Raw genomic sequence first — 21,969 nt, forward strand, 5'->3', positions numbered from 1 at the left:
GCAGAAATATTTTGGTTATCTGAAAAATATAAATTGCACAACAATTAATTGTTTTGTAGAATAAGATTTATGGAAATGGGAGTTAGTTAAGGACTCCCATTTTTCATCGAGAAGAATCGAGCGAGCGTTCAGTCAACAACGGGGTTTGGGAAAAGACACTAATCGATACCTTCATCGAGAACGTAAAACAAAAGGGGTGTTTTACTTGAATAGAGCGGTAATTTTAGCAGGAGCAAGAACGGCATTTGGTAAATTTGGAGGAGCACTATCATCACTCAACGCAAGTGATCTGGGAGCAATTGCAGTTAAAGGGGCACTAGAGAAGGCGAGTATTATGCCAAATGAAGTGGATGAAGTAATTTTAGGCACAGTCCTACAAGGTGGTCAGGGACAAATACCATCAAGACAGGCTGCACTAAAAGCAGGTTTACCAACTTCGGTGAAAACAGAAACGATTAATAAAGTTTGTGCGTCAGGGATGCGCGCAGTAACGTTAGCAGATCAGCTAATTCGGTTAGGGGACGAAGAAGTCATTATCGCTGGCGGTATGGAGTCTATGTCAAATGCACCGTACTATTTAATGAAGGGTCGCACAGGTTTACGCATGGGCGATTCCACCATGATAGACGGCATGCTATATGATGGTTTAACATGTGCCTTTAATCAGGCAAGACCGCATATGGGAAGCTATGGCAATACGACAGCGACTACGTTTTCGTTAAGTCGCGAGGAACAGGATACTTGGTCCCTACGCAGCCATGAACGTGCACTAGGGGCAATAGAAAAAGGCTACTTTGCACAGGAAATTGTACCAGTAGAAATACCACAGCGTAAGGGTGATCCGCTTCTAGTGAGTATAGACGAGGCACCAAGAGCTGGAACATCGATGGAAGCGCTTGCTAAGTTAAAGCTGGCCTTTGATAAGGACGGCACGATTACAGCGGGTAATGCACCTGGAGTAAATGATGGAGCATGTGCACTTGTAGTAATGAGTGAGGAGCGAGCAGTACGTGAAGGCAGAGAGCCACTTGCCATTATCATCGGCCATGAGGAACTCGCGATGGAGCCTGAAAACTTCCCGCAAACACCAGGACTTGTTATCAATAAACTTCTTAAAAAGACGGGGAAAACAATAGCTGACATTGATCTAATCGAAATTAATGAAGCCTTCGCTGCTGTAGCTCTTGTCAGCACTCTGCTTGCGGAACTTGATGCAGAGAAGGTCAATGTCAACGGTGGGGCAGTGGCACTAGGACATCCAATCGGAGCTTCCGGAGCACGCATTATTTTAACACTCGCACATGAATTACAACGCCGAGGTGGCGGAATTGGTATTGCTGCCATTTGCTCTGGGGGAGGGCAAGGCGATGCAATCATGATTGAGGTACCAACTACAGGGGGACATGAATGATGGGAATTCAAAAGGTTATGGTCATTGGCGCTGGTCAAATGGGTTCAGGGATTGCACAGGTTTGTGCTCAAGCTGGCTATGAAGTCAAACTAAATGACATGAAGCAAGAATTTTTTGAGCGTGGATTAGCGGTAATTACAAAAAATTTAGCGCGTGATGTGGAAAAAGATCGTAAAACAGAAGATGAGAAAACAGCAATTCTAGGTCGTATTACTATGTCACTAGATTTACAGGATGCGAGTGATGTAGATATTATTATCGAGGCGGCTGTGGAAAACATGGAAGTGAAGCAATCCATCTTCCGCCAATTAGATACTATTGCACCCGCACATGCCATTTTAGCAACGAATACATCATCTCTACCAATTACCGAAATTGCAGCAGTAACTAACCGTCCAGAGCAAGTCATTGGTATGCACTTTATGAATCCAGTACCTGTTATGAAGCTTGTTGAAATCATCAGAGGTTTAGCAACAACTGATGAGGTTTACAAAGCTGTTGAAGATATGACAGTGAAATTAGCAAAAATGCCAGTGGAAGTAAATGACTTCCCAGGTTTTATTTCGAATCGTATTTTACTCCCAATGATTAATGAGGCAATCTATGCATTGTATGAAGGTGTTGCATCGAAAGAAGCTATTGATGATGTCATGAAGCTTGGGATGAATCATCCAATGGGGCCACTAACATTAGCGGACTTTATCGGTCTGGATACATGCTTGTCAATCATGGAGATTTTACATGAGGGCTTAGGGGATAGTAAATACAGACCTTGTCCATTGTTACGTAAATATGTGGCAGCAGGATGGCTGGGCAAGAAATCAGGAAGAGGCTTTTACGTTTACGAATAATCCTATGGGGATGGGATTATTCAACAAAAATGTAATGCTACGTGACAACATAGAGGGGTGACATTATAGATGCATTTACAATTTACAGATGAACAGATCATGATGCGTGATATGGTGCGAGATTTCGCGCAAGAAAAGATTGCACCGTGGGTAGATCGTATGGAGGCAGGGGAGTTTCCACGAGAGCTACTTGTGCAAATGGGTGAGCTTGGTTTAATGGGCATTACAACACCAGAAGAACTAGGTGGCTCTGCGATGGATTTTACATCTTACATACTAGCCATTAATGAATTATCTAAGGTTAGTGCAGTGATGGGTGTTATTTTATCGGTGCATACCTCAGTTGGTACAAACCCTATAATTTATCTTGGTAATGATGAACAAAAGCAACGTTATGTCCCAAAACTAGCTTCGGGAGAATATTTAGGCGCATTTTGTTTAACAGAGCCAAGCGCAGGTTCAGATGCAGGTTCATTGCAATCAAAAGCGGTGCGTGATGGTGATGAGTATGTTATTAACGGATCAAAGGTGTTTATTACAAACGGTGGTGAGGCAGATGTCTATATCGTTTTTGCATCTACCAATCAAGCCGACAAGACGCGAGGAATTTCAGCGTTTATTGTCGAAAAAGGAACGCCGGGCTTAGTGATAGGTAAGGATGAGCACAAAATGGGCTTACATGGCTCACGCACAGTACAACTGACATTCGATAACTGTCGCATACCAGCTACAAATCTTCTTGGGGAAGAAGGAGAAGGCTTTAAAATTGCGATGGCAAATTTAGATGTGGGTCGAATTGGCATTGCAGCTCAAGCCTTAGGTATTGCTGAAGCAGCACTTGAAGCAGCAACAGCTTATGCGAAAGAACGTGTCCAATTTGGTAAACCAATTTCAGCACAGCAAGGAGTTGGCTTCAAGCTAGCAGACATGGCGACTGCGGTTGAAGCGGCAAAATTGCTTGTCTATCGTGCGGCAGATTTACGGGCCAAAGGCTTACCGTGCGGAGCGGAAGCCTCGATGGCTAAACTTTTCGCTTCTCGTACAGCGGTGCAAACTGCGATTGAAGCTGTACAAATTTTCGGTGGTTATGGCTACACAGAGGATTATCCAGTAGAGCGATATTTCCGTGATGCCAAAGTGACAGAAATCTATGAGGGTACAAGTGAAATCCAAAAGTTGGTGATTAGTAAACAGTTAATTTGATGCAATAAAAGTCTCCATCTCAATAAGTGAAGAGATTGGTGTATCTACGAAATCAAATGACGTCAAAGTGAAATTCATTCATATAAAAGGGGAAATGGACCATGAACTTTCAATTAACAGAAGAACACGAACAATTACGTGAAATGATTCGAGACTTTGCTATTAACGAAGTAGCACCAACTGCAGCGGAGCGCGACGAAAATGAAGCTTTTGACCGTACAATTTTCGAAAAAATGGCTGAACTAGGATTAACAGGTATTCCTTGGCCAGAAGAGTATGGTGGTGCAGGCTTTGATTATCTTGCCTATGTAATTGCTGTAGAAGAACTATCACGTGTATGTGCTTCAACAGGGGTAACATTATCGGCACATACTTCACTTGCAGGATGGCCATTATACAAATTCGGAACGGAAGAACAGAAACAAAAGTATCTTCGTCCTATGGCAGAAGGTAAACATATTGGTGCATATGGCTTAACAGAGCCAGCTTCAGGTTCAGATGCAGGCGGTATGAAAACATATGCCAAACGTGACGGCGATGATTATATTTTAAATGGTTCGAAGATTTTCATCACGAATGGTGGTGTAGCAGATACCTATATTGTATTTGCTGTAACAGACCCAGAAGCGAAAAACAGCACATCTGCTTTTATTGTTGAAGCAGGTTTTGAGGGCTTCTCAGTTGGTAAAAAAGAGAAAAAGCTAGGAATTCGTTCATCGCCAACGACTGAAATTATTTTTGACAACTGCCGTGTACCAAAAGAAAATTTGCTTGGTGCAGAGGGGGAAGGCTTTAAAATTGCGATGACTACACTGGATGGGGGACGTAACGGTATTGCGGCTCAAGCTGTAGGAATTGCTCAAGGTGCGTTAGATGCAGCTGTAGAATATGCAAAAGAGCGTGTGCAATTTGGCAAGCCAATTACTGCAAATCAAGGTGTGTCTTTTAAATTAGCGGATATGGCTACACAAATTGAAGCATCAAGACTTCTTACATACCAAGCTGCTTGGTTAGAGTCAAATAGTCTACCATATGGTAAGGCTTCTGCAATGGCGAAATTAATGGCTGGTGACACAGCAATGAGTGTAACAACTGAGGCAGTGCAGGTTTTCGGTGGCTACGGTTATACAAAAGATTATCCGGTAGAACGTTTCATGCGTGATGCGAAAATTACACAAATTTACGAAGGTACGCAGGAGATCCAACGTCTGGTGATTTCGCGTATGTTGACAAAGTAATTTATGACAGAAAAAAGTAAAAGGCCCCAAGTACAGTCAACTGTGAAAGATGAAAATCTGATCGCTATTCGCCGAGAGCAAATGATTCAAGGTGCTATTAAATTATTTAAAGAAAAAGGTTTTCATCGTGCCACGACGAGAGAAATTGCGAAAGCTGCGGGCTTTAGTATCGGTACATTATATGAATATATTCGTACGAAAGAAGATGTACTATACCTTGTATGTGACAGTATTTATCATCACGCAATGGAGCGACTAGCAAGTTTCGAAATTAAGGCAGGTACTATCGAAGAATTAAGAGAAATGATTCGTGAGTATTTCTTGCAAATTGATAGTATGGTCGATGAATTGACGATTATGTATCAAGAAACGAAATCCTTGTCGAGGGAAGCGCAGCGCTATGTATTCAGTAAGGAATTCGAAATGGTTGCCACTTTTGAGCGACTATTAAAACGCTGTGTAGAGACAGGTGAAATTTCAATGACTGACAAGCAAATTCATTTGGCTGCGAATAACTTAGTCGTTCAAGGCCAAAGTTGGGCGTTTCGTAAATGGGCGCTCCATCGTCAACATACACTTGATGAGTATATTGATATGCAGACAACATTATTCATATCAGGCATTAAGGGGTTCTAATCAGTTTAAGGGGTAATCGGTAATTGCATAGATGGATATTGCAATTACCGATTTTTATTTGAGGCAGTATGATGGTTCGTTTATATGTTTCGTATAAAGAGGTGAGTGTTTGCCACAAAACTCAACTTCGCCGCTAGCTTATAATGCGGTTCATACGTTAAGAAAGAGATTTACTAAGGGGAGAAAGTGGGGGTTTCATATATGGCAAAGGTAGAAGTATACCGTCCAAAAAATCACGTGCGTTTTGTAACAGCATCCAGTCTTTTTGATGGGCATGATGCTTCAGTCAATATTATGCGACGTATTTTGCAATCTAGTGGTGTGGAAGTAATTCACTTAGGACATAACCGCTCTGTTGAAGAAGTCGTGAATGCGGCTATTCAAGAGGATGCACAAGGCATTGCTGTATCCTCATATCAAGGCGGCCATATGGAATACTTTAAATATATGTATGATTTACTGCGTGAAAAAGGAGCGCCTCATATTAAAATTTATGGTGGCGGTGGTGGTGTTATTTTACCACGTGAAATTAAAGAGCTACATTCATATGGTATTTCTGGCATTTTCTCGCCAGAAGATGGGCGAGTGCTTGGTCTACAAGGGATGATCAACGAGCAAATTAAAGGGACAGATTTCTCAACGGCGACAGGAGACTACGATGAAAAGCTAGAAATCTTAACAACAGAAACACCAGAATTGCTGGCAAATTTAATTACTGCGGCAGAATCGAACGATGATGCCGAAACGAAAGCTATGTTAGTAGAAGCGCGCAAACGTTCGAAAGGGACGCCAATTTTAGGGATTACAGGAACGGGTGGTGCAGGGAAATCTTCATTAACGGATGAGCTTATTCGCCGCTTCCTGAAGGAATTCCCAGATAAACGTGTGGCTATTCTTTCCGTTGATCCGACAAAGCAAAAAACAGGTGGGGCATTACTTGGAGACCGTATTCGTATGAATGCCATTTTCAATAATCGTGTGTATATGCGAAGCTTGGCGACACGAGGCTCACGTACAGAATTGACCGCTTCCATTGGTGATGTCTTAGATGTTGTACGTGTTGCAGGTTATGATTTAATCATCGTGGAAACGAGTGGGATTGGTCAGGGTGATGCGGAAATTACAAAGTACACGGATCTATCCATGTATGTTATGACAAGTGAGTTTGGGGCACCAACACAGCTTGAAAAGATTGACATGATTGATTTTGCGGATGTAATTGCTATCAATAAATTTGAACGTAAAGGCTCAGAAGATGCGTTACGTCAAGTGCAAAAACAGCTTCAACGATCTCGTGAGCTTTGGGAAGAACCAATTGATAGCATGCCTGTATATGGTACAATTGCCAGTCAGTTTAATGATAAAGGAACAAATACTTTATTTGCAGTATTAGTGAACATTATTAATAATAAAACAGGTAGCAATTGGGAAACAAGTTATGAACAATTTGCGAAAACGCAAAAGCAGGATGTCATTATTCCAAACGATCGTCGTTATTATTTACGTGAAATTACTGATACAGTGCGAGGTTATCATAAAAAAACAGAGCAACAGGTAGCATTTGCACGTCGTTTATTCCAACTTGAGGGTGCCATTGCTACAGTCAAGGAAAAGGCGCCAGATGACGCACTAGTTGCATCACTTACGTCTTTAGCGGAAGGTGTCCGTGATGAATTATCAGCTGAATCCAAGCGTATTCTAGAAAATTGGCAGACTTTAAAAGAAGCGTATGCTGGTGATGTATTTGTAACCAAAGTTCGTGATAAAGAAATTCGGACGATTTTAACGACAACAAGTCTTTCTGGTACAAAAATACCAAAGGTCGTTCTACCGAAGTTCGTTGATTACGGTGAAATTTTACGCTGGGTCTATAGAGAAAATGTACCAGGTGAATTCCCGTATACTGCAGGAGTGTTCCAATTTAAACGTGAAGGTGAAGATCCGAAACGACAATTTGCTGGAGAGGGCACACCGGAACGGACAAATAAACGCTTTCACTATTTATCGAAAGACGATGACGCAAAACGTTTATCCACGGCCTTTGACTCCGTAACATTATACGGTGAGGATCCTGATTATCGTCCGGATATTTACGGTAAGGTCGGAGAGTCAGGTGTGTCAATTTGTACGTTAGAAGATATGAAGAAGCTCTATGCAGGCTTTGACCTTTGCGCGCCATCAACTTCAGTATCGATGACAATTAATGGACCTGCCCCAATTATTTTAGCAATGTTTATGAATACAGCAATTGATCAGCAGGTGAGGCTGCGTGAGGAAGCATTAAATCGTACATTAACAGTCGAAGAGTTCACGGAGACACGTGAAAAAACATTGCAGGTCGTACGAGGGACAGTGCAGGCAGATATTTTAAAAGAAGACCAAGGGCAAAATACTTGTATTTTCTCAACTGAATTTGCACTGCGCATGATGGGGGATATCCAGCAATACTTTATCGACCAAAAAGTGCGTAATTATTACTCAGTATCTATCTCGGGCTATCACATTGCAGAAGCTGGAGCGAATCCAATCTCACAGCTAGCATTTACACTAGCAAATGGCTTTACGTATGTTGAATACTATTTAAGCCGTGGTATGAATATTGATGATTTTGCGCCAAATCTATCGTTCTTTTTCTCCAATGGGCTAGATCCAGAATATACAGTGATTGGCCGTGTTGCTCGTCGTATTTGGGCAGTCGTTATGCGTGATAAATATGGTGCTAACGAGCGTGCGCAAAAGCTGAAATACCATGTTCAAACATCTGGTCGAAGCTTGCATGCACAGGAGATTGACTTTAATGATATTCGTACTACATTGCAAGCATTAATGGCACTACAAGATAACTGTAATTCACTCCATACAAATGCTTACGATGAAGCGATTACAACACCAACAGAAGAATCAGTACGTCGTGCAATGGCAATTCAAATGATCATTACCAAAGAGCATGGATTAGCGAAGAATGAAAACCCATTACAAGGTGCATTTATCGTTGAAGAATTAACTGATTTGGTAGAAGAATCTGTGTTAGAAGAATTTGATCGTATTAATGATCGTGGTGGTGTGTTAGGTGCAATGGAAACGCAATATCAACGTGGTAAGATTCAAGAAGAATCCATGCACTATGAAATGCTAAAACATTCGGGTGAATTACCAATTATCGGCGTAAACACATACTTAAATCCAAACCCACCGGCAGATGACGCCATTGACAATATGGAAATTGCGCGTGCTTCAACGGAAGAAAAAGAAACACAAATACGAAACCTACAAGCCTTCTGGCAGCAGCATACAGGAGACGCAGAGGCGGCTATTGCTCGTTTACAAGAAGTTGCTGTGAACAACGGTAATATTTTTGAAGAACTAATGGAAACTGTACAAGTAGCAAGCTTAGGACAAATTACAAAAGCATTATATGAAGTAGGCGGACAGTTCCGTCGTAATATGTAGAAAGTAAGCGTGCGATAATCGCTTTCTATTTACAAATTATTCTATTTTATGCGAAATGCTGCTGTAGTTTTAAGTGTCTAGTCTTTCGATTAGGCACTTCTTTTTATTTTCGCTATAATAGAATGACAAAGGGGGCGCAGTAGAGGATGAAATCAGTTATTCACTACATTATCATTTTAGCTTTAGTGTTAGGAGTCATTTTCCTGTATAATAAGCAAATTGGCGCTATTCCTTTACTATTATTGTCTGTTTATTTGTTTTACTTTGGTTTTAAAATAATACGTGATATAAAAAACAGTAATTGAAGCTAGCAAAGAGACTAAAACTTTGTATATAATGGGTATTATGCTTATGATATAGAAAGTTACTTTTGTGCGGCCTTTTTTAGGTGCGCTCGGAAAATCAATTTCGCCTTGGCGTAATTGCGTCCGGATTTTGAATTGTACTTAGGCCTACGCGATGCAGGTCAGTTAGCCATTTGCGCAAAATGCGACGAAGTTAGGCCAACATAGACTCCTTTCAAAATCTGTGACATCCGCCGGAGGCTTTATCTACATTTAGCTAATGGTAGGAAAAAACTTGCATTCACCTCACCGCCTATAGAGGTGAGCGTTTTCTGATGAATGAAGATAGAGCACCATTTAATTTTTAATACATCCGTATGTGATGAGGGAAAGGACGTGCGCGAATTGAATTTTCGTGAAATGACAAAAGAACAATTAGCAGAAGAATCGTTAATTAACTTAACTTATGCAATTTTAACTGAAAAGCGTGCCTCAGTGTCATTTAATGACCTGCTAACAATTATTAAAGAGCTTACTGGCTTTAGTGATGCTGATATTAAATCACGCTTGCTACAATTTTACACTGATATGAATGTGGATGGTCGCTTCTTATACAACCAAGAATCAGGTTGGGGTTTACGTGAATGGTTTAAGGTCGAACAAATTGAAGAAGAAACAGCTCCATCTGTTAAAACTCATAAGAAAAAATCAAAGGCTACTCTTGATGAAGACGATGACATTGAAGAAGATTTAGATGAAGAAGACATCGACTTCGATGAAGATTATGAAGAATTTGTTGAAGAAGAAATCGATGAAGAAAAAGAAGAAATTGAATTTGAGGATGAAGAAGAAATCGAAGAAATCGATGAAGAAATCGACGAAGACTTCATCGACGAAGACGAAGTAGATGAAGAGGAAGAGGAAGAAGCGTAATTCGTAATTTTCTCTTTGAATTTTCTTACTTTTGTACAAGTAGTAAAAAATCTTGACTTCTTTCACGGTTCCGTTTAATCTTTTACTTGGGCTCCTTAAAAGAGGAGAAAGACCGTGTATGCAATACGCTCCCCCTGCAAACCTATGCAGGAGGAGCGTTTTTTTGTTTTTACCTTTTTCAGTTATTTCTTTGATGAATATAGGCAATAGATGAATATAATTGTTGTTAACTATTCATTATGTATAATAATCGGTAACTGAATAGAGCTTAATTCCCTGGTGAAAGCCTTTTGAATTTAATTTTGATGGTTATTGCCCCCAGGTGAGTTTGGGTAAAGGAAAGTATAAAAAGAGATAGAAACGATTATAGCTTCGAATCGACTACATTATATTTTTATGTAGGCATTCTCGGCTTTTCTTATTTTAAGGTATAAGCAAATATAAATTATTTAATCGATGTTAAGGCATTCACGCTAATCGTTAGAGGTCGCATCAAGCCCTCCAAAAAGTGAAGCATCAGCGGCACATCTCTCCCTGTACTATAGAGTTAGGTACAAAAGGGCGTGAATGCACTTGTCTTATTAGCAATTTCTAGAACAATATAAGGAGGAATTTTTTCATGACTAAGTATATTTTTGTAACAGGTGGGGTAGTGTCTTCGCTTGGTAAAGGAATTGTTGCAGCATCTTTAGGACGTTTACTTAAAAACCGTGGGTTGGAAGTAACAATACAAAAATTCGACCCATATATCAATATTGATCCAGGTACGATGAGTCCTTATCAACACGGCGAGGTATTTGTAACAGATGATGGTGCTGAAGCTGACTTAGACTTAGGTCACTATGAACGTTTCATCGACATTAATTTGGGGAAACATTCAACAGTAACTTCAGGTCGTGTCTATCAATCTGTTTTACAAAAAGAACGTCGTGGTGATTACAATGGTGGAACAGTACAAGTAATTCCTCATATTACGAATGAAATTAAAGAACGCATTCAACGTGCAGGCCGCGAAACAAATGCTGATGTTGTTATTACAGAAGTAGGTGGTACAGTAGGTGATATTGAGTCTCTACCATTCCTTGAAGCAATTCGCCAAATGAAAACGAATCTAGGACATAACAATGTCATGTATGTTCACTGTACGCTTATTCCTTACATTAAAGCAGCTGGTGAATTGAAAACTAAGCCAACTCAGCACTCTGTAAAAGAATTGCGCTCTTTAGGAATCCAACCAAATATTATTGTTGTGCGTACAGAGCAAGAAGTACCACAAGACATGAAAGAAAAATTAGCATTATTCTGTGACGTACAGCCACATGAAATAATTGAATCTCGTGATGCGGAACATTTATATGAAGTTCCTTTAAATCTTCATGCGCAAGACATCGATGATATCGTGCTTGATCATTTTGGAATTGAAGCGCCAGAAGCGGATATGGAAGAATGGCGTGATCTTGTAGCGAAAGTGAAAAGCTTACCAAACAGAAGAAGAATCGCATTAGTAGGTAAGTATGTAGAACTACAAGATGCTTACATTTCTGTTGTAGAAGCATTAAAGCATGCAGGCTATGCATTTAATTCAGATATCGATATTGATTGGATCAATGCAGAACATGTAGAAGCTGATAATGTAGCGACACTATTAAAAGAAGCAGATGCTATATTAGTACCAGGTGGCTTTGGTGATCGCGGGGTAGAAGGTAAAATTTTAGCAACGCAATATGCACGTGAAAATAATGTTCCATTCTTAGGGATTTGCTTAGGGATGCAACTAGCAACAGTAGAATTTGCACGTAACGTACTTGGTTTACAAGGTGCGCACTCTACAGAGCTTGATGCAGCAACACAGTATCCGATAATTGACTTCTTACCGGATCAAAACGATAACGTAGACCTTGGTGGTACATTACGTTTAGGCTTGTATCCATGTAAATTACAAGCTGGTTCAAAGGCAAGCATTGCCTATGGAAAAGAACTTGTGTATGAACGCCACCGTCACCGCTATGAATTTAACAATGAATACCGTGAAGCGATGGAAGCAGCAGGTCTAGTATTCTCAGGTACAAGTCCAGACGGCAAACTAGTGGAAATTATCGAATTACCAGAGAACAATTTCTTTGTAGCTTGTCAATTCCATCCAGAATTAGTATCGCGTCCAAACAGACCACAACCATTATTCCGTGATTTTATCGGTGCAACATTTAAATAAAAACCGCAAGGAGTTGACTCAAATAATTTTTGAGTCAACTCTTTTCTTTATCAAAACGAAGTACAGTGTAAAATAACAGAAGTCTCTATATGAACCCGTTGATTTCCGCTACGTCGGACGCTTTTCGGGGCATTTCTACAGTCTCCTCGACGCTATGCTCCTGTGGGGCCTTTTCGCTCATGCTATTTTTTCAGAAGTCACCGCCTGCGCTCCAATCAACTAGTGTATCCTATTCAATGACAACGAAAGAAGGTAGAAGACAGTATAAATCCAAGCCACTTCAATGCGCAAGTTGTTCGTTATTGGCTCCATGTACGACAAGTAAGGATCATCGAAAAATCCTTGAACGTCCTATTTGGGCGCTTCATGTGGAAGAAGCCGATCATTTACGTCAGCACAGTGACACGAAACAAATCTATGCACGTCGAAATGAAACGATTGTACATGTATTTACGGATGGGAAAGAAGAGCATGGTATGCGTTGGACAACCTTACGAGGGATTAAAAAAATATTTAAAAGAAAAAAGACTGGAGACAAACTCAATTTTTGAGTTTGTCTCCAGTCTGAAAATCCCATGTGAAGGGAGCTTTTCACGTTTAGAGCTTTAGTGTGATTTGTCCTCCCATAGTGGGCAGTAAACTTAATTTGCGAATATTCATCACCCTTGTACTAAGCACTTATAGTTCTTCTTCATTGAGTCCGAGCATTTCATCATATGCGATCTTTACAGCCTCATAGATAAAAAGAGCGGCAATTGCATGTGGAACAACAATGCGTTCACCCAAGTCGTTAGGTAGTAAGCCACCACGCATACGGGTAGAGATATATGTATACGCTAAATCCGCTAACGGATTATCAGAATTAGCTACTTCACTAGCGACTGCTGCAAATGGAATAAAACTATTATTTAATTTTTGTGCTAATGCTAAGGCATCCCGATCCTGTGCACTACGCGTAAAGATACACACACGATCAACTTCATTCACTACAGTATTATCAGTCCATGGTAACAGCTTAGAAAATTGTTCCACACCTTGGCGTGCATTTAATTCGACAACTTGCATTTCACCAAAGCAAGCAAAATAAACATGGCCTACCCCGATACCTGCTTGTGCAAGTAATCTTGCTGTTTCTTCGATAGCTTCTTCTTCGCTTTGTGTTATTCTTTGAAGAAGTCCACTTAGTTGAGTCGTTAGAATTTTTGACATGGTTCCACCTCATTCAATATTATATGTTTGAAATAAGTATAAAGCAAAAGCAATAGCAGATAATTTATAATACTAGAAGGTATTAAGATTTTAAAGGAGAATTATACATATTATAGGATGCTTTTGTACAAGCATAATAATTCAAAAAGGGCGGAATGAAATGTGAAACGATTACTAATTGTCGATGATCAGCAAGGCATTCGTTTGCTTTTAAATGAAGTGTTAAAGAAGGAAGGTTACATTACATATTTAGCAGCGAATGGTGTGGAAGCACTACGTTATGCAGAAGAAGAAGAAATAGATTGTGTATTACTAGACATGAAGATCCCTGGAATGGATGGCATTGAAATATTAAAGCATTTAAAAGAAAAATGGCCAAAAACCCCGGTCTTTATGATGACTGCTTATGGTGAACTAGACGTTGTTCAGGAGGCTCTGGAATTAGGGGCTATTCGTTACTTTACAAAACCTTTTGATATTTTTGAAGTACGTGATGAGGTCAATAAAACATTAAAAGGTCAAACCAACAGGCAGTGATAAACATTGCCTGTTTTTCACTGCTGTTAAATAGCATAGACATAGTAAACTTCGATGTTACCGCTGCGAATATCACTTCACTTTCTTGTTGAAAAAAATTGCACCTGCTGCTTCGTGTGCACTTCGCTTTCGGTCCAGAAAACATGGGCGCTGTCGCTACGTTGTCACTTCGCTTTTGCGCAGAAAATAGAGAACGCTGAAAATACTTTTCAGCGTTCTCTATTTTTGCTATGATTGAATAGCACATTTATGTATAAAGAATAGTCCTATAAGGAGGATTTTTACTATGGCATTGGTATCTATGAAAGAGATGTTAATTAAGGCGAAGGCAGAAGGTTATGCAGTTGGTCAATTCAACATCAACAACCTTGAATGGACGCAAGCAATTTTACAAGCAGCAGAAGAAGAGAAATCACCGGTAATCCTAGGCGTATCTGAAGGCGCGGGTAAATATATGGGCGGCTTTATCGCCGTAGTTCAAATGGTAAAAGGCTTAATGGAATCATACGGTATAACTGTTCCAGTAGCTATTCATCTTGATCACGGCTCAAGTTTTGATAAATGTAAAGAAGCGATTGATGCAGGTTTCACTTCTGTTATGATTGATGCTTCACATCACTCATTTGAAGAAAACATCGACATCACTTCAAAAGTGGTTGAATACGCTCACGCTAAAGGAGTATCTGTGGAAGCAGAACTTGGAACAGTTGGTGGCGATGAAGACGGTGTAATCGGTGGTATCATGTATGCTGATCCTGAAGAATGCCGTAAGATGGTTGAGTTAACAGATATTGACTGCTTAGCTCCAGCACTTGGTTCTGTGCATGGTCCTTACAAAGGTGAACCTAATCTAGGCTTTAAAGAAATGGAAGAAATCTCAAAATTAGCAGATCTTCCGTTAGTATTACATGGTGGTACAGGTATCCCAACAAAAGATATTCAACGCTCGATTTCATTAGGTACAGCAAAAATAAACGTCAATACTGAAAATCAAATCGCTGCTACAAAAGTTATCCGTGAAATCCTTGACAATGATAAGGCTGTTTACGACCCTCGTAAATTCTTAGCACCAGCACGTGAGGCGATTAAAGCAACCGTTACTGGTAAAATTCGCGAATTCGGCAGTTCACAAAAAGCATAATTTTTGCATCTAATATGGTACAAAAGCATAGATGAATACACATAATAAGAGAAGTGTTGATGCTTGTAGTCGACCTTCTCTTGTTTTTGAAATAACAACTTTTTAACAGATATTTAATAATTTAAGAAAATAGGGTTTGGGAGGAAATTATATGAAATTTTTTATTGATACAGCTAACTTTGACGAGATTAAAGAAGCACATGCATGGGGTATTTTATCGGGTGTTACAACAAACCCTTCATTAGTTGCTAAAGAAGAAAACGTATCATTCCACGATCGACTACGTGAGATTGCAGAGCTAGTAGATGGTTCAGTAAGTGGGGAAGTCATTGCACTAGATGCTGAAGGTATGATTAAAGAAGGACTGGAACTGGCTGCCATAGCACCAAATATTACTGTTAAATTACCTATGACACCAGCTGGCTTAGAAGCATGTCGTTTCTTTGCGAACAAAGGCATCAAAACCAACGTAACATTAATTTTCAGTGCAAACCAAGCGTTAATGGCCGCTCGTGCAGGTGCTACATATGTATCACCATTTATCGGTCGTTTAGATGATATTGGACTAAATGGTGTAGAGCTTATTGAAACTATCGCAGATATTTTCACAATCCATAATATCGACACGCAAATTATCGCAGCTTCTATTCGTCACCCGCAACACGTAACGGCAGCAGCACTTGCAGGTGCGCATATTTCAACAACTCCATATAAAGTATTAAAGCAGCTTTTCCATCATCCATTAACGGAAAAAGGAATTGAAGGATTTTTAGCGGATTGGAATAAGAGAAAAGGCGAATAATAAGATTATAAAGTGGGCCAGACGCAAAAATTACTTTCCAATCATGAGGGAGAACGCAAAATGGATGTATACAAAATTACAGGCGAAAATCGTCTAAGAGGTACAATTAAAGTTAGTGGTGCAAAAAATAGTGCAGTCGCCTTAATTCCAGCATCAATTTTGGCGAACTCTCCAGTGACTATTGGAGGGATACCAGAAATTTCAGATGCTTGGACTTTGAAGGCGCTATTAGAAGAAATTGGCGGAGAAGTGACTTTTGAGGACGGTAAAATGACTATTGATCCGTCTGATATGATTGCACTTCCATTGCCGAATGGTAACGTGAAAAAACTCCGTGCTTCCTATTATTTAATGGGGGCAATGCTTGGTCGTTTTAAAAAAGCTGTGATTGGTTTACCGGGAGGCTGTTTCCTAGGACCGCGTCCAATTGATCAGCATATAAAAGGTTTTGAGGCACTTGGCGCTAAAATTACAAATGAGCATGGAGCGATCTATTTACGTGCGGATGAATTAATTGGCGCAAAAATTTATTTAGACGTTGCCAGTGTTGGAGCAACAATTAATATTATGTTGGCCGCTGTACGTGCAAAAGGGCGTACAGTTATTGAAAATGCGGCGAAAGAGCCTGAAATTATCGATGTTGCAACACTTCTTACCAACATGGGAGCCAATATTAAAGGGGCAGGTACGAGTGTAATACGTATTGACGGTGTTGAGGAGCTACACGGCACAGAGCATACGATTATCCCTGACCGAATTGAAGCAGCAACTTTTATGATTATGGCGGCTGCAGTTGGCGATGGCATTACCATTGATAACGTCATTCCACTACATTTAGAGGCAATTACAGCAAAGCTTCGTGAAATGGGTGTGAAAATTGAAATAGGTGAGGAAAGTATTTTTGTTCCGAAAACGGACCTTACGACATTGCAAGCAGTTGATGTCAAAACGTTAGTGTATCCTGGATTCCCTACGGATATTCAGCAGCCACTTTCTGTGTTGATGTCCCAGGCACTAGGTTCCTCAAAGGTAACAGACACAATATATACAGCCCGTTTTAAGCATATAGATGAACTTCGTCGTATGAATGCAAATGCACGTGTCGAAGGAAATACAGCGATTATCTCTGGCCCAAATAAATTACATGGCTCAAATGTGACAGCGACAGACCTTCGCGCTGGTGCAGCTTTAGTATTAGCTGGATTATTAGCTGAAGGTGAAACTGAAATTCACGATATCTATCACATTGAACGAGGCTATAGCTCACTTATTGAAAAATTACGTGATTTAGGCGCAGATATTCGACGTGAGACAATAATGGTCGGTGTAGCTGAGCTAAAGGAATAATGTGTGGTAAAAGTTTTGAGCCAATTATGTTACAATAGAGGTAATTTGAATGTTTCGGCGAATGAAATATGCCGTTAACGGGAGGAAAAACAACAATGGAACGTAGTTTATCGATGGAAGTAGTACGAGTAACAGAGGCAGCAGCAATCGCATCCGGGAAATGGATGGGTCGCGGTTTGAAAATTGAGGCAGATGATGCAGCAACGACAGCAATGCGCTCAATGTTCGATACAATTCCAATGCATGCTACAGTAGTAATTGGTGAAGGTGAAATGGACGAAGCGCCAATGCTTTATATTGGAGAAGAGCTTGGCCTTCGTAATGGTGGTCCTCAAGTAGATATTGCAGTTGACCCTTTAGAAGGTACGAATATTGTGGCTAAAGGTACAAATGGTGCAATGACAGTACTTGCTATTGCAGATAAAGGTAATCTATTAAATGCACCTGATATGTACATGGAGAAAATTGCAGTAGGACCAGAAGCGGCAGGGAAAGTTGATATTAATGCTTCAGTTACTTATAACTTATTACAAGTAGCAAAAGCAAAAAATAAAGATATTTCAGACGTGGTAGCTACTTTATTAGATCGTCCACGCCATCAAGCAATTGTAGATGAAATTCGTGAAGCTGGAGCTCGAATTAAATTTATTCAAGATGGTGATGTTGGAGCAGCCATTAACACCGCTTTCGATGAAACAGGCATCGATATTATGTTCGGAATGGGCGGTGCACCAGAAGGTGTAATTTCTGCTGTTGCATTAAAATGCCTAGGTGGAGACTTCCAAGCGAAACTAGTGCCAGAAGATGAGGAACAGCTAGAGCGTTGCAAAAAAATGGGCGTAGATGTTGAAAAAGTTCTTTACTTAGATGACCTAGTAAAAGGGGACGATGCAATTTTTGCAGCAACAGCTGTAACAGATTGCGAGCTATTAAAAGGAGTTCAGTATAAAGGTGCCTACGCATTAACACATTCAGTAGTTATGCGAGCAAAATCAGGTACTGTCCGTTTTGTAGAAGGTCGTCACGCTCTTGAGAAAAAACCTAGCTATTAATAATAATTTCTTCTAAAATATACCTAGCGCATCTTTTTTTGTGCTAGGTACCTTCTTCTTAATTTAAACCATCCCATAGTTTATAAGGCAATGTTATACTCCAATGTTTGTATGGTTGATTGGAGAGTAGCTGTAGCTCTACTCTTAAGGGATTAGCAGTGAAGCTAAGACCTTTATACGTAGTGGCAAAGCAAAGATGCGGCTTAGCCACTACCCCTAGGAAATAGAGTGTATTACAGGTACAGATATCAACCGTTTTAACAGAGCCTTTCGTAAAAACTTCAATGATAACCCCACAAAAGCAATATATTTTGAAAAAGACTGGAGTTGTGCATATGTCTGCATTGACAATCGCTCAATTAGAAAACATGACGTTAAAAGAGCTTTACGCCCTCGCACGCCAATATAAAATTTCATATTATAGCAAGCTAACAAAAAAAGAATTAATATTTGCTATTTTGAAAACGCGTTCAGAACAAGAGGGTTATTTTTTCATGGAGGGAGTACTTGAAATTGTTTCGCAGGAGGGCTTTGGCTTCCTTCGCCCAATTAACTACTCGCCAAGTAAAGAGGATATTTATATTTCTGCTTCTCAGATTCGACGCTTTGACCTCCGTAATGGGGACAAGGTATCGGGTAAAGTACGTCCACCTAAAGAAAATGAACGCTACTACGGTCTGCTACAAGTAGACGCTGTAAATGGCGAAGACCCGGAAGTTGCAAAAGAACGTGTGCATTTCCCGGCATTAACACCGTTATATCCTGATCGACAAATCAAGCTTGAAACAACGCAGCAAAATTTATCGACTCGTATTATGGATTTAGTGGCACCTGTAGGTTTTGGCCAACGTGGTTTAATTGTAGCGCCTCCAAAAGCAGGGAAAACATCATTATTAAAAGAAATTGCAAATTCAATTACTACGAATTATCCGGAAGCAGAGCTGATTGTATTACTTATTGATGAACGTCCTGAGGAAGTAACGGATATCGAACGTTCTGTGAATGCAGATGTAGTTAGTTCTACTTTCGATGAGGTACCAGAAAATCACGTGAAGGTTGCAGAAATCGTTTTAGAGCGTGCACGTCGTTTAGTCGAGCATAAACGTGACGTAATTATATTAATGGACTCCATTACCCGTTTAGCACGTGCTTATAACTTAGTTATTCCACCAAGTGGTCGTACACTATCAGGTGGTATTGACCCTGCTGCATTCCATAGACCTAAACGTTTCTTCGGTTCTGCCCGTAATATAGAAGAAGGTGGTAGCTTAACAATTCTAGCTACGGCTTTAGTCGACACTGGCTCACGAATGGACGAAGTCATCTATGAAGAATTTAAAGGAACAGGGAATCTAGAACTTCACCTAGATCGCCAATTAGCAGAGCGTCGTATTTTCCCTGCGCTTGATATTCGTCGTTCAGGTACACGTAAGGAAGAGCTGCTTCTTGCACCTGAACAACTGGAAAAACTATGGGCAATTCGAAAAACATTTTCAGATGCGCAAGATTTTTCAGAGCGTTTCTTGAAGAAGTTACGCACTACAAAATCAAACGAAGAATTTTTCGAGAAGCTAAATGAAGATATGAAGAAAGCAACAAAAGGTAAAGGTTTACTATAACTATATAAAATCACCATTGACTAGGTTTAGTTAGTGGTGATTTTTTTGTCTTGAAAGTCCAATTGAAATTGATAATCGTTATCAATATAATTGACATAGAACTATTTCATTTCAAAAGGAGAAAGATATGAACTATGATGCGTATATGCTGCTTTGGGAAAACACTTATATCAAGCTGAAACAGTTTGATTATGTAGATAAAACTGATTTACAAATAGATAGGCGCGTAAATCTTAGCACGCTACTTGTCATCACAGAGGGCGAGGCAGAGGTTTTAATTGGCGATCAGCCTTATCAAGTACAACGCTTTAGTATTTTCCATATTGGAAAATCGCAATCACTACATATAAAAGTAAAGGAAAGTATTAGCTACTACATGATTCACTATAGAGGTGATGTTATTTATGCAGATGCTTTTTTACAACATTTACACATGCAGTATCAACCTTTTCAAACGGATTTTACCTGTGTACCCGCTAATGCTCTTGGTATACATATGTTACTGCAAGACATGTACGATAAATGGCAGACAAGTGTTATCCAGGAACATCTATCAGTCAAGGCATCTTTTTATGAACTCATCTATCGTATTTTTCAAGAGCTGAATGAGGGGCTGGGTAAGCCACATGAAATGGATAAAGTAGAAGCGGCACGTCTCTATTTAGAACAACATGTTCATGAGCCAATATCTATACAGACACTTGCAGATTCGCTCAAAATCAGTACAAGACATCTTCTACGTACTTTCAAGGATCGTTATGGTATTGGCCCACAAATCTATTTACAGCAGCTTCGAATTGAAAAAGCGAAGCATTACCTATTGTCTAATCATTATGGTATCAGAGAAATAGCAATATCGCTTGGTTATGAAGATGAATATTATTTTAGCAGAGCCTTTAAAAAGGAAACAAATATGGCTCCAAGTATTTTTAGGCGGAAATATACATCTGGTATGTCCGAATTTGCTATTACAAATGAGAATCATTTTCAATACAATGAGAATCAGCTCGCGCAAGCAATACGATTTGAGAGTAGGGAAAATGATTTCATGATGAAACATATAAAGATGCCTTTTTTGTTGAGTCTGTTGGTATTACTTGCAGCATGTGGTGAAGATACAGCTCATCAAGCGGACAACAAAGAAGAGACACCTAAGACTGAAGAAGCTACAACTCGAATGATAACAGATGATAGTGGGCGAGAAGTGGAAATTCCAGTAAAGGCAAAACGAATAGTAACAGATTGGTATCTTGGTCAGATTCTAGCATTAGATATTGTGCCAGTAGGAGCCGTCACAGCTAATTTAGATTTTGCTGCGTTTTTAAAACCATATTATAAAGATGGAGAAATTAATAATATTGGAACAGACGGAAATACATCTTTGGAGAAAATTTTAGAATTAAAACCGGATTTAATTATTACGTGGAATAAAGAAGATGTAGAGAAATATGAAAAAATAGCACCAACTATCGTGTTCTCTGAAACAGTCCATAAAACGGCAACTGACGAAATCAAGGCAATGGGTGAATATCTTGGCAGACAAGCAGAGGCAACTGCATTTGTAAAAGATTTCGATAAGCGTATAGCTGATGCACAGAACAGAATCAATGCTGCCATACCAGAAGGGGCTACTTTTACTATTTTTGATCTATTTGAAAAAAATGCAACAATCGTAGCGAATAATAGCGTGTCAGGCGGTCGAGCATTATACCAAATACTGAACATGAAGCCACAAGAGAAAGTACAAGAACTCTTTGATACGAAAGAATCTGGTGGTGGGCGCTATGATATCTCCTATGAAGTAGTAGGTGACTACGTTGGTGATTATGTATTTCTCATAAATTTCTTTAATAAGGGTGGCGAACTTCCATCAACTTGGACCAATTTAGATATTGTAAAAAATAATAAAATAATTGATTTATCACCAGAGCATTATTTTGCTTCTGATCCGCTATCGGGTTTACATCAAGCAGAGGACATGGCCAATAAAATTGTAGAATTTACAGAGTCACAAAAAACTAAATAGCTAATTATAACTGTGAAC

At 39.7% G+C, this 21,969-nt stretch carries 16 protein-coding genes and 1 pseudogene; 16 read left to right on the forward strand and 1 reads right to left on the reverse strand.

The window, feature by feature from the left end; translation table 11 throughout:
* The first annotated feature begins 205 nt into the window (after window positions 1-205).
* From ACOMCU_RS10930 to ACOMCU_RS10970, 9 genes and pseudogenes are all read left to right on the forward strand, one after another.
* Entirely contained in the window at window positions 206-1,411 is a 1,206-nt protein-coding gene (locus ACOMCU_RS10930) for an acetyl-CoA C-acetyltransferase (protein WP_421050174.1), read from the forward strand.
* Window positions 1,411-2,262, forward strand: a complete 852-nt coding sequence (locus tag ACOMCU_RS10935; RefSeq protein ID WP_421050250.1) for a 3-hydroxybutyryl-CoA dehydrogenase — start codon at window positions 1,411-1,413, stop codon at window positions 2,260-2,262. Before ACOMCU_RS10930 ends, ACOMCU_RS10935 begins: the two co-directional genes overlap by 1 nt.
* A 69-nt stretch (window positions 2,263-2,331) precedes the next feature.
* On the forward strand, window positions 2,332-3,465 hold the full coding sequence (locus ACOMCU_RS10940) for an acyl-CoA dehydrogenase (protein WP_421050175.1): 1,134 nt from the start codon (window positions 2,332-2,334) through the stop codon (window positions 3,463-3,465).
* Window positions 3,466-3,566: 101 nt separating this feature from the next.
* Window positions 3,567-4,703 carry an acyl-CoA dehydrogenase gene (locus tag ACOMCU_RS10945; protein ID WP_010857954.1) on the forward strand — a complete coding sequence of 379 codons (1,137 nt, stop codon included), beginning with the start codon at window positions 3,567-3,569 and terminating at the stop codon, window positions 4,701-4,703.
* Between the two features lie 3 nt (window positions 4,704-4,706).
* Complete coding sequence (locus tag ACOMCU_RS10950; RefSeq protein ID WP_010857955.1) at window positions 4,707-5,339, forward strand: TetR/AcrR family transcriptional regulator; 633 nt, start codon at window positions 4,707-4,709, stop codon at window positions 5,337-5,339.
* A 201-nt stretch (window positions 5,340-5,540) separates the two neighbouring features.
* A complete protein-coding gene (icmF, locus tag ACOMCU_RS10955; RefSeq protein ID WP_421050176.1) occupies window positions 5,541-8,789 on the forward strand; it encodes a fused isobutyryl-CoA mutase/GTPase IcmF in 3,249 nt (1,082 codons plus the stop codon).
* A gap of 689 nt (window positions 8,790-9,478) precedes the next feature.
* Window positions 9,479-10,006 carry a DNA-directed RNA polymerase subunit delta gene (rpoE, locus tag ACOMCU_RS10960; protein WP_051112178.1) on the forward strand — a complete coding sequence of 176 codons (528 nt, stop codon included), beginning with the start codon at window positions 9,479-9,481 and terminating at the stop codon, window positions 10,004-10,006.
* Window positions 10,007-10,625: 619 nt separating this feature from the next.
* Window positions 10,626-12,218 carry a CTP synthase gene (locus ACOMCU_RS10965; RefSeq protein ID WP_421050177.1) on the forward strand — a complete coding sequence of 531 codons (1,593 nt, stop codon included), beginning with the start codon at window positions 10,626-10,628 and terminating at the stop codon, window positions 12,216-12,218.
* A 212-nt stretch (window positions 12,219-12,430) separates the two neighbouring features.
* Window positions 12,431-12,730, forward strand: a pseudogene (locus tag ACOMCU_RS10970) (transposase); the annotation flags it as partial.
* Window positions 12,731-12,896: 166 nt separating this feature from the next.
* On the opposite strand, the gene ACOMCU_RS10975 reads toward ACOMCU_RS10970, so the two are convergent.
* Window positions 12,897-13,427, reverse strand: a complete 531-nt coding sequence (locus ACOMCU_RS10975) for a DUF2529 family protein (protein WP_421050178.1) — start codon at window positions 13,425-13,427, stop codon at window positions 12,897-12,899.
* A 162-nt stretch (window positions 13,428-13,589) separates the two neighbouring features.
* On the opposite strand from ACOMCU_RS10975, the gene ACOMCU_RS10980 reads away from it, so the two are divergent.
* The 7 genes from ACOMCU_RS10980 to ACOMCU_RS11010 all read left to right on the forward strand — a co-directional run bounded on the left by ACOMCU_RS10980 (window position 13,590) and on the right by ACOMCU_RS11010 (window position 21,951).
* Window positions 13,590-13,964, forward strand: coding sequence for a response regulator (locus ACOMCU_RS10980; protein ID WP_421050179.1), 375 nt, complete (start codon window positions 13,590-13,592; stop codon window positions 13,962-13,964).
* 286 nt (window positions 13,965-14,250) lie between these two features.
* Complete coding sequence (locus ACOMCU_RS10985) at window positions 14,251-15,105, forward strand: class II fructose-bisphosphate aldolase (protein ID WP_219361262.1); 855 nt, start codon at window positions 14,251-14,253, stop codon at window positions 15,103-15,105.
* Between the two features lie 151 nt (window positions 15,106-15,256).
* Window positions 15,257-15,907: a fructose-6-phosphate aldolase gene (fsa, locus tag ACOMCU_RS10990; RefSeq protein ID WP_010857965.1), complete on the forward strand. Its 651-nt coding sequence runs from the start codon at window positions 15,257-15,259 to the stop codon at window positions 15,905-15,907.
* A 60-nt stretch (window positions 15,908-15,967) separates the two neighbouring features.
* Complete coding sequence (locus ACOMCU_RS10995; RefSeq protein WP_219361261.1) at window positions 15,968-17,254, forward strand: UDP-N-acetylglucosamine 1-carboxyvinyltransferase; 1,287 nt, start codon at window positions 15,968-15,970, stop codon at window positions 17,252-17,254.
* Window positions 17,255-17,349: 95 nt separating this feature from the next.
* Window positions 17,350-18,306, forward strand: coding sequence for a class II fructose-bisphosphatase (glpX, locus tag ACOMCU_RS11000; RefSeq protein ID WP_010857967.1), 957 nt, complete (start codon window positions 17,350-17,352; stop codon window positions 18,304-18,306).
* 335 nt (window positions 18,307-18,641) lie between these two features.
* Window positions 18,642-19,925: a transcription termination factor Rho gene (gene rho, locus ACOMCU_RS11005; protein ID WP_219361260.1), complete on the forward strand. Its 1,284-nt coding sequence runs from the start codon at window positions 18,642-18,644 to the stop codon at window positions 19,923-19,925.
* 127 nt (window positions 19,926-20,052) lie between these two features.
* A complete protein-coding gene (locus ACOMCU_RS11010) occupies window positions 20,053-21,951 on the forward strand; it encodes a helix-turn-helix domain-containing protein (RefSeq protein ID WP_421050180.1) in 1,899 nt (632 codons plus the stop codon).
* Window positions 21,952-21,969 lie beyond the last annotated feature (18 nt).

It is taken from the genome of Lysinibacillus sp. UGB7, from assembly GCF_049058285.1.
GTDB classification, from domain to species: domain Bacteria; phylum Bacillota; class Bacilli; order Bacillales_A; family Planococcaceae; genus Lysinibacillus; species Lysinibacillus sphaericus_B.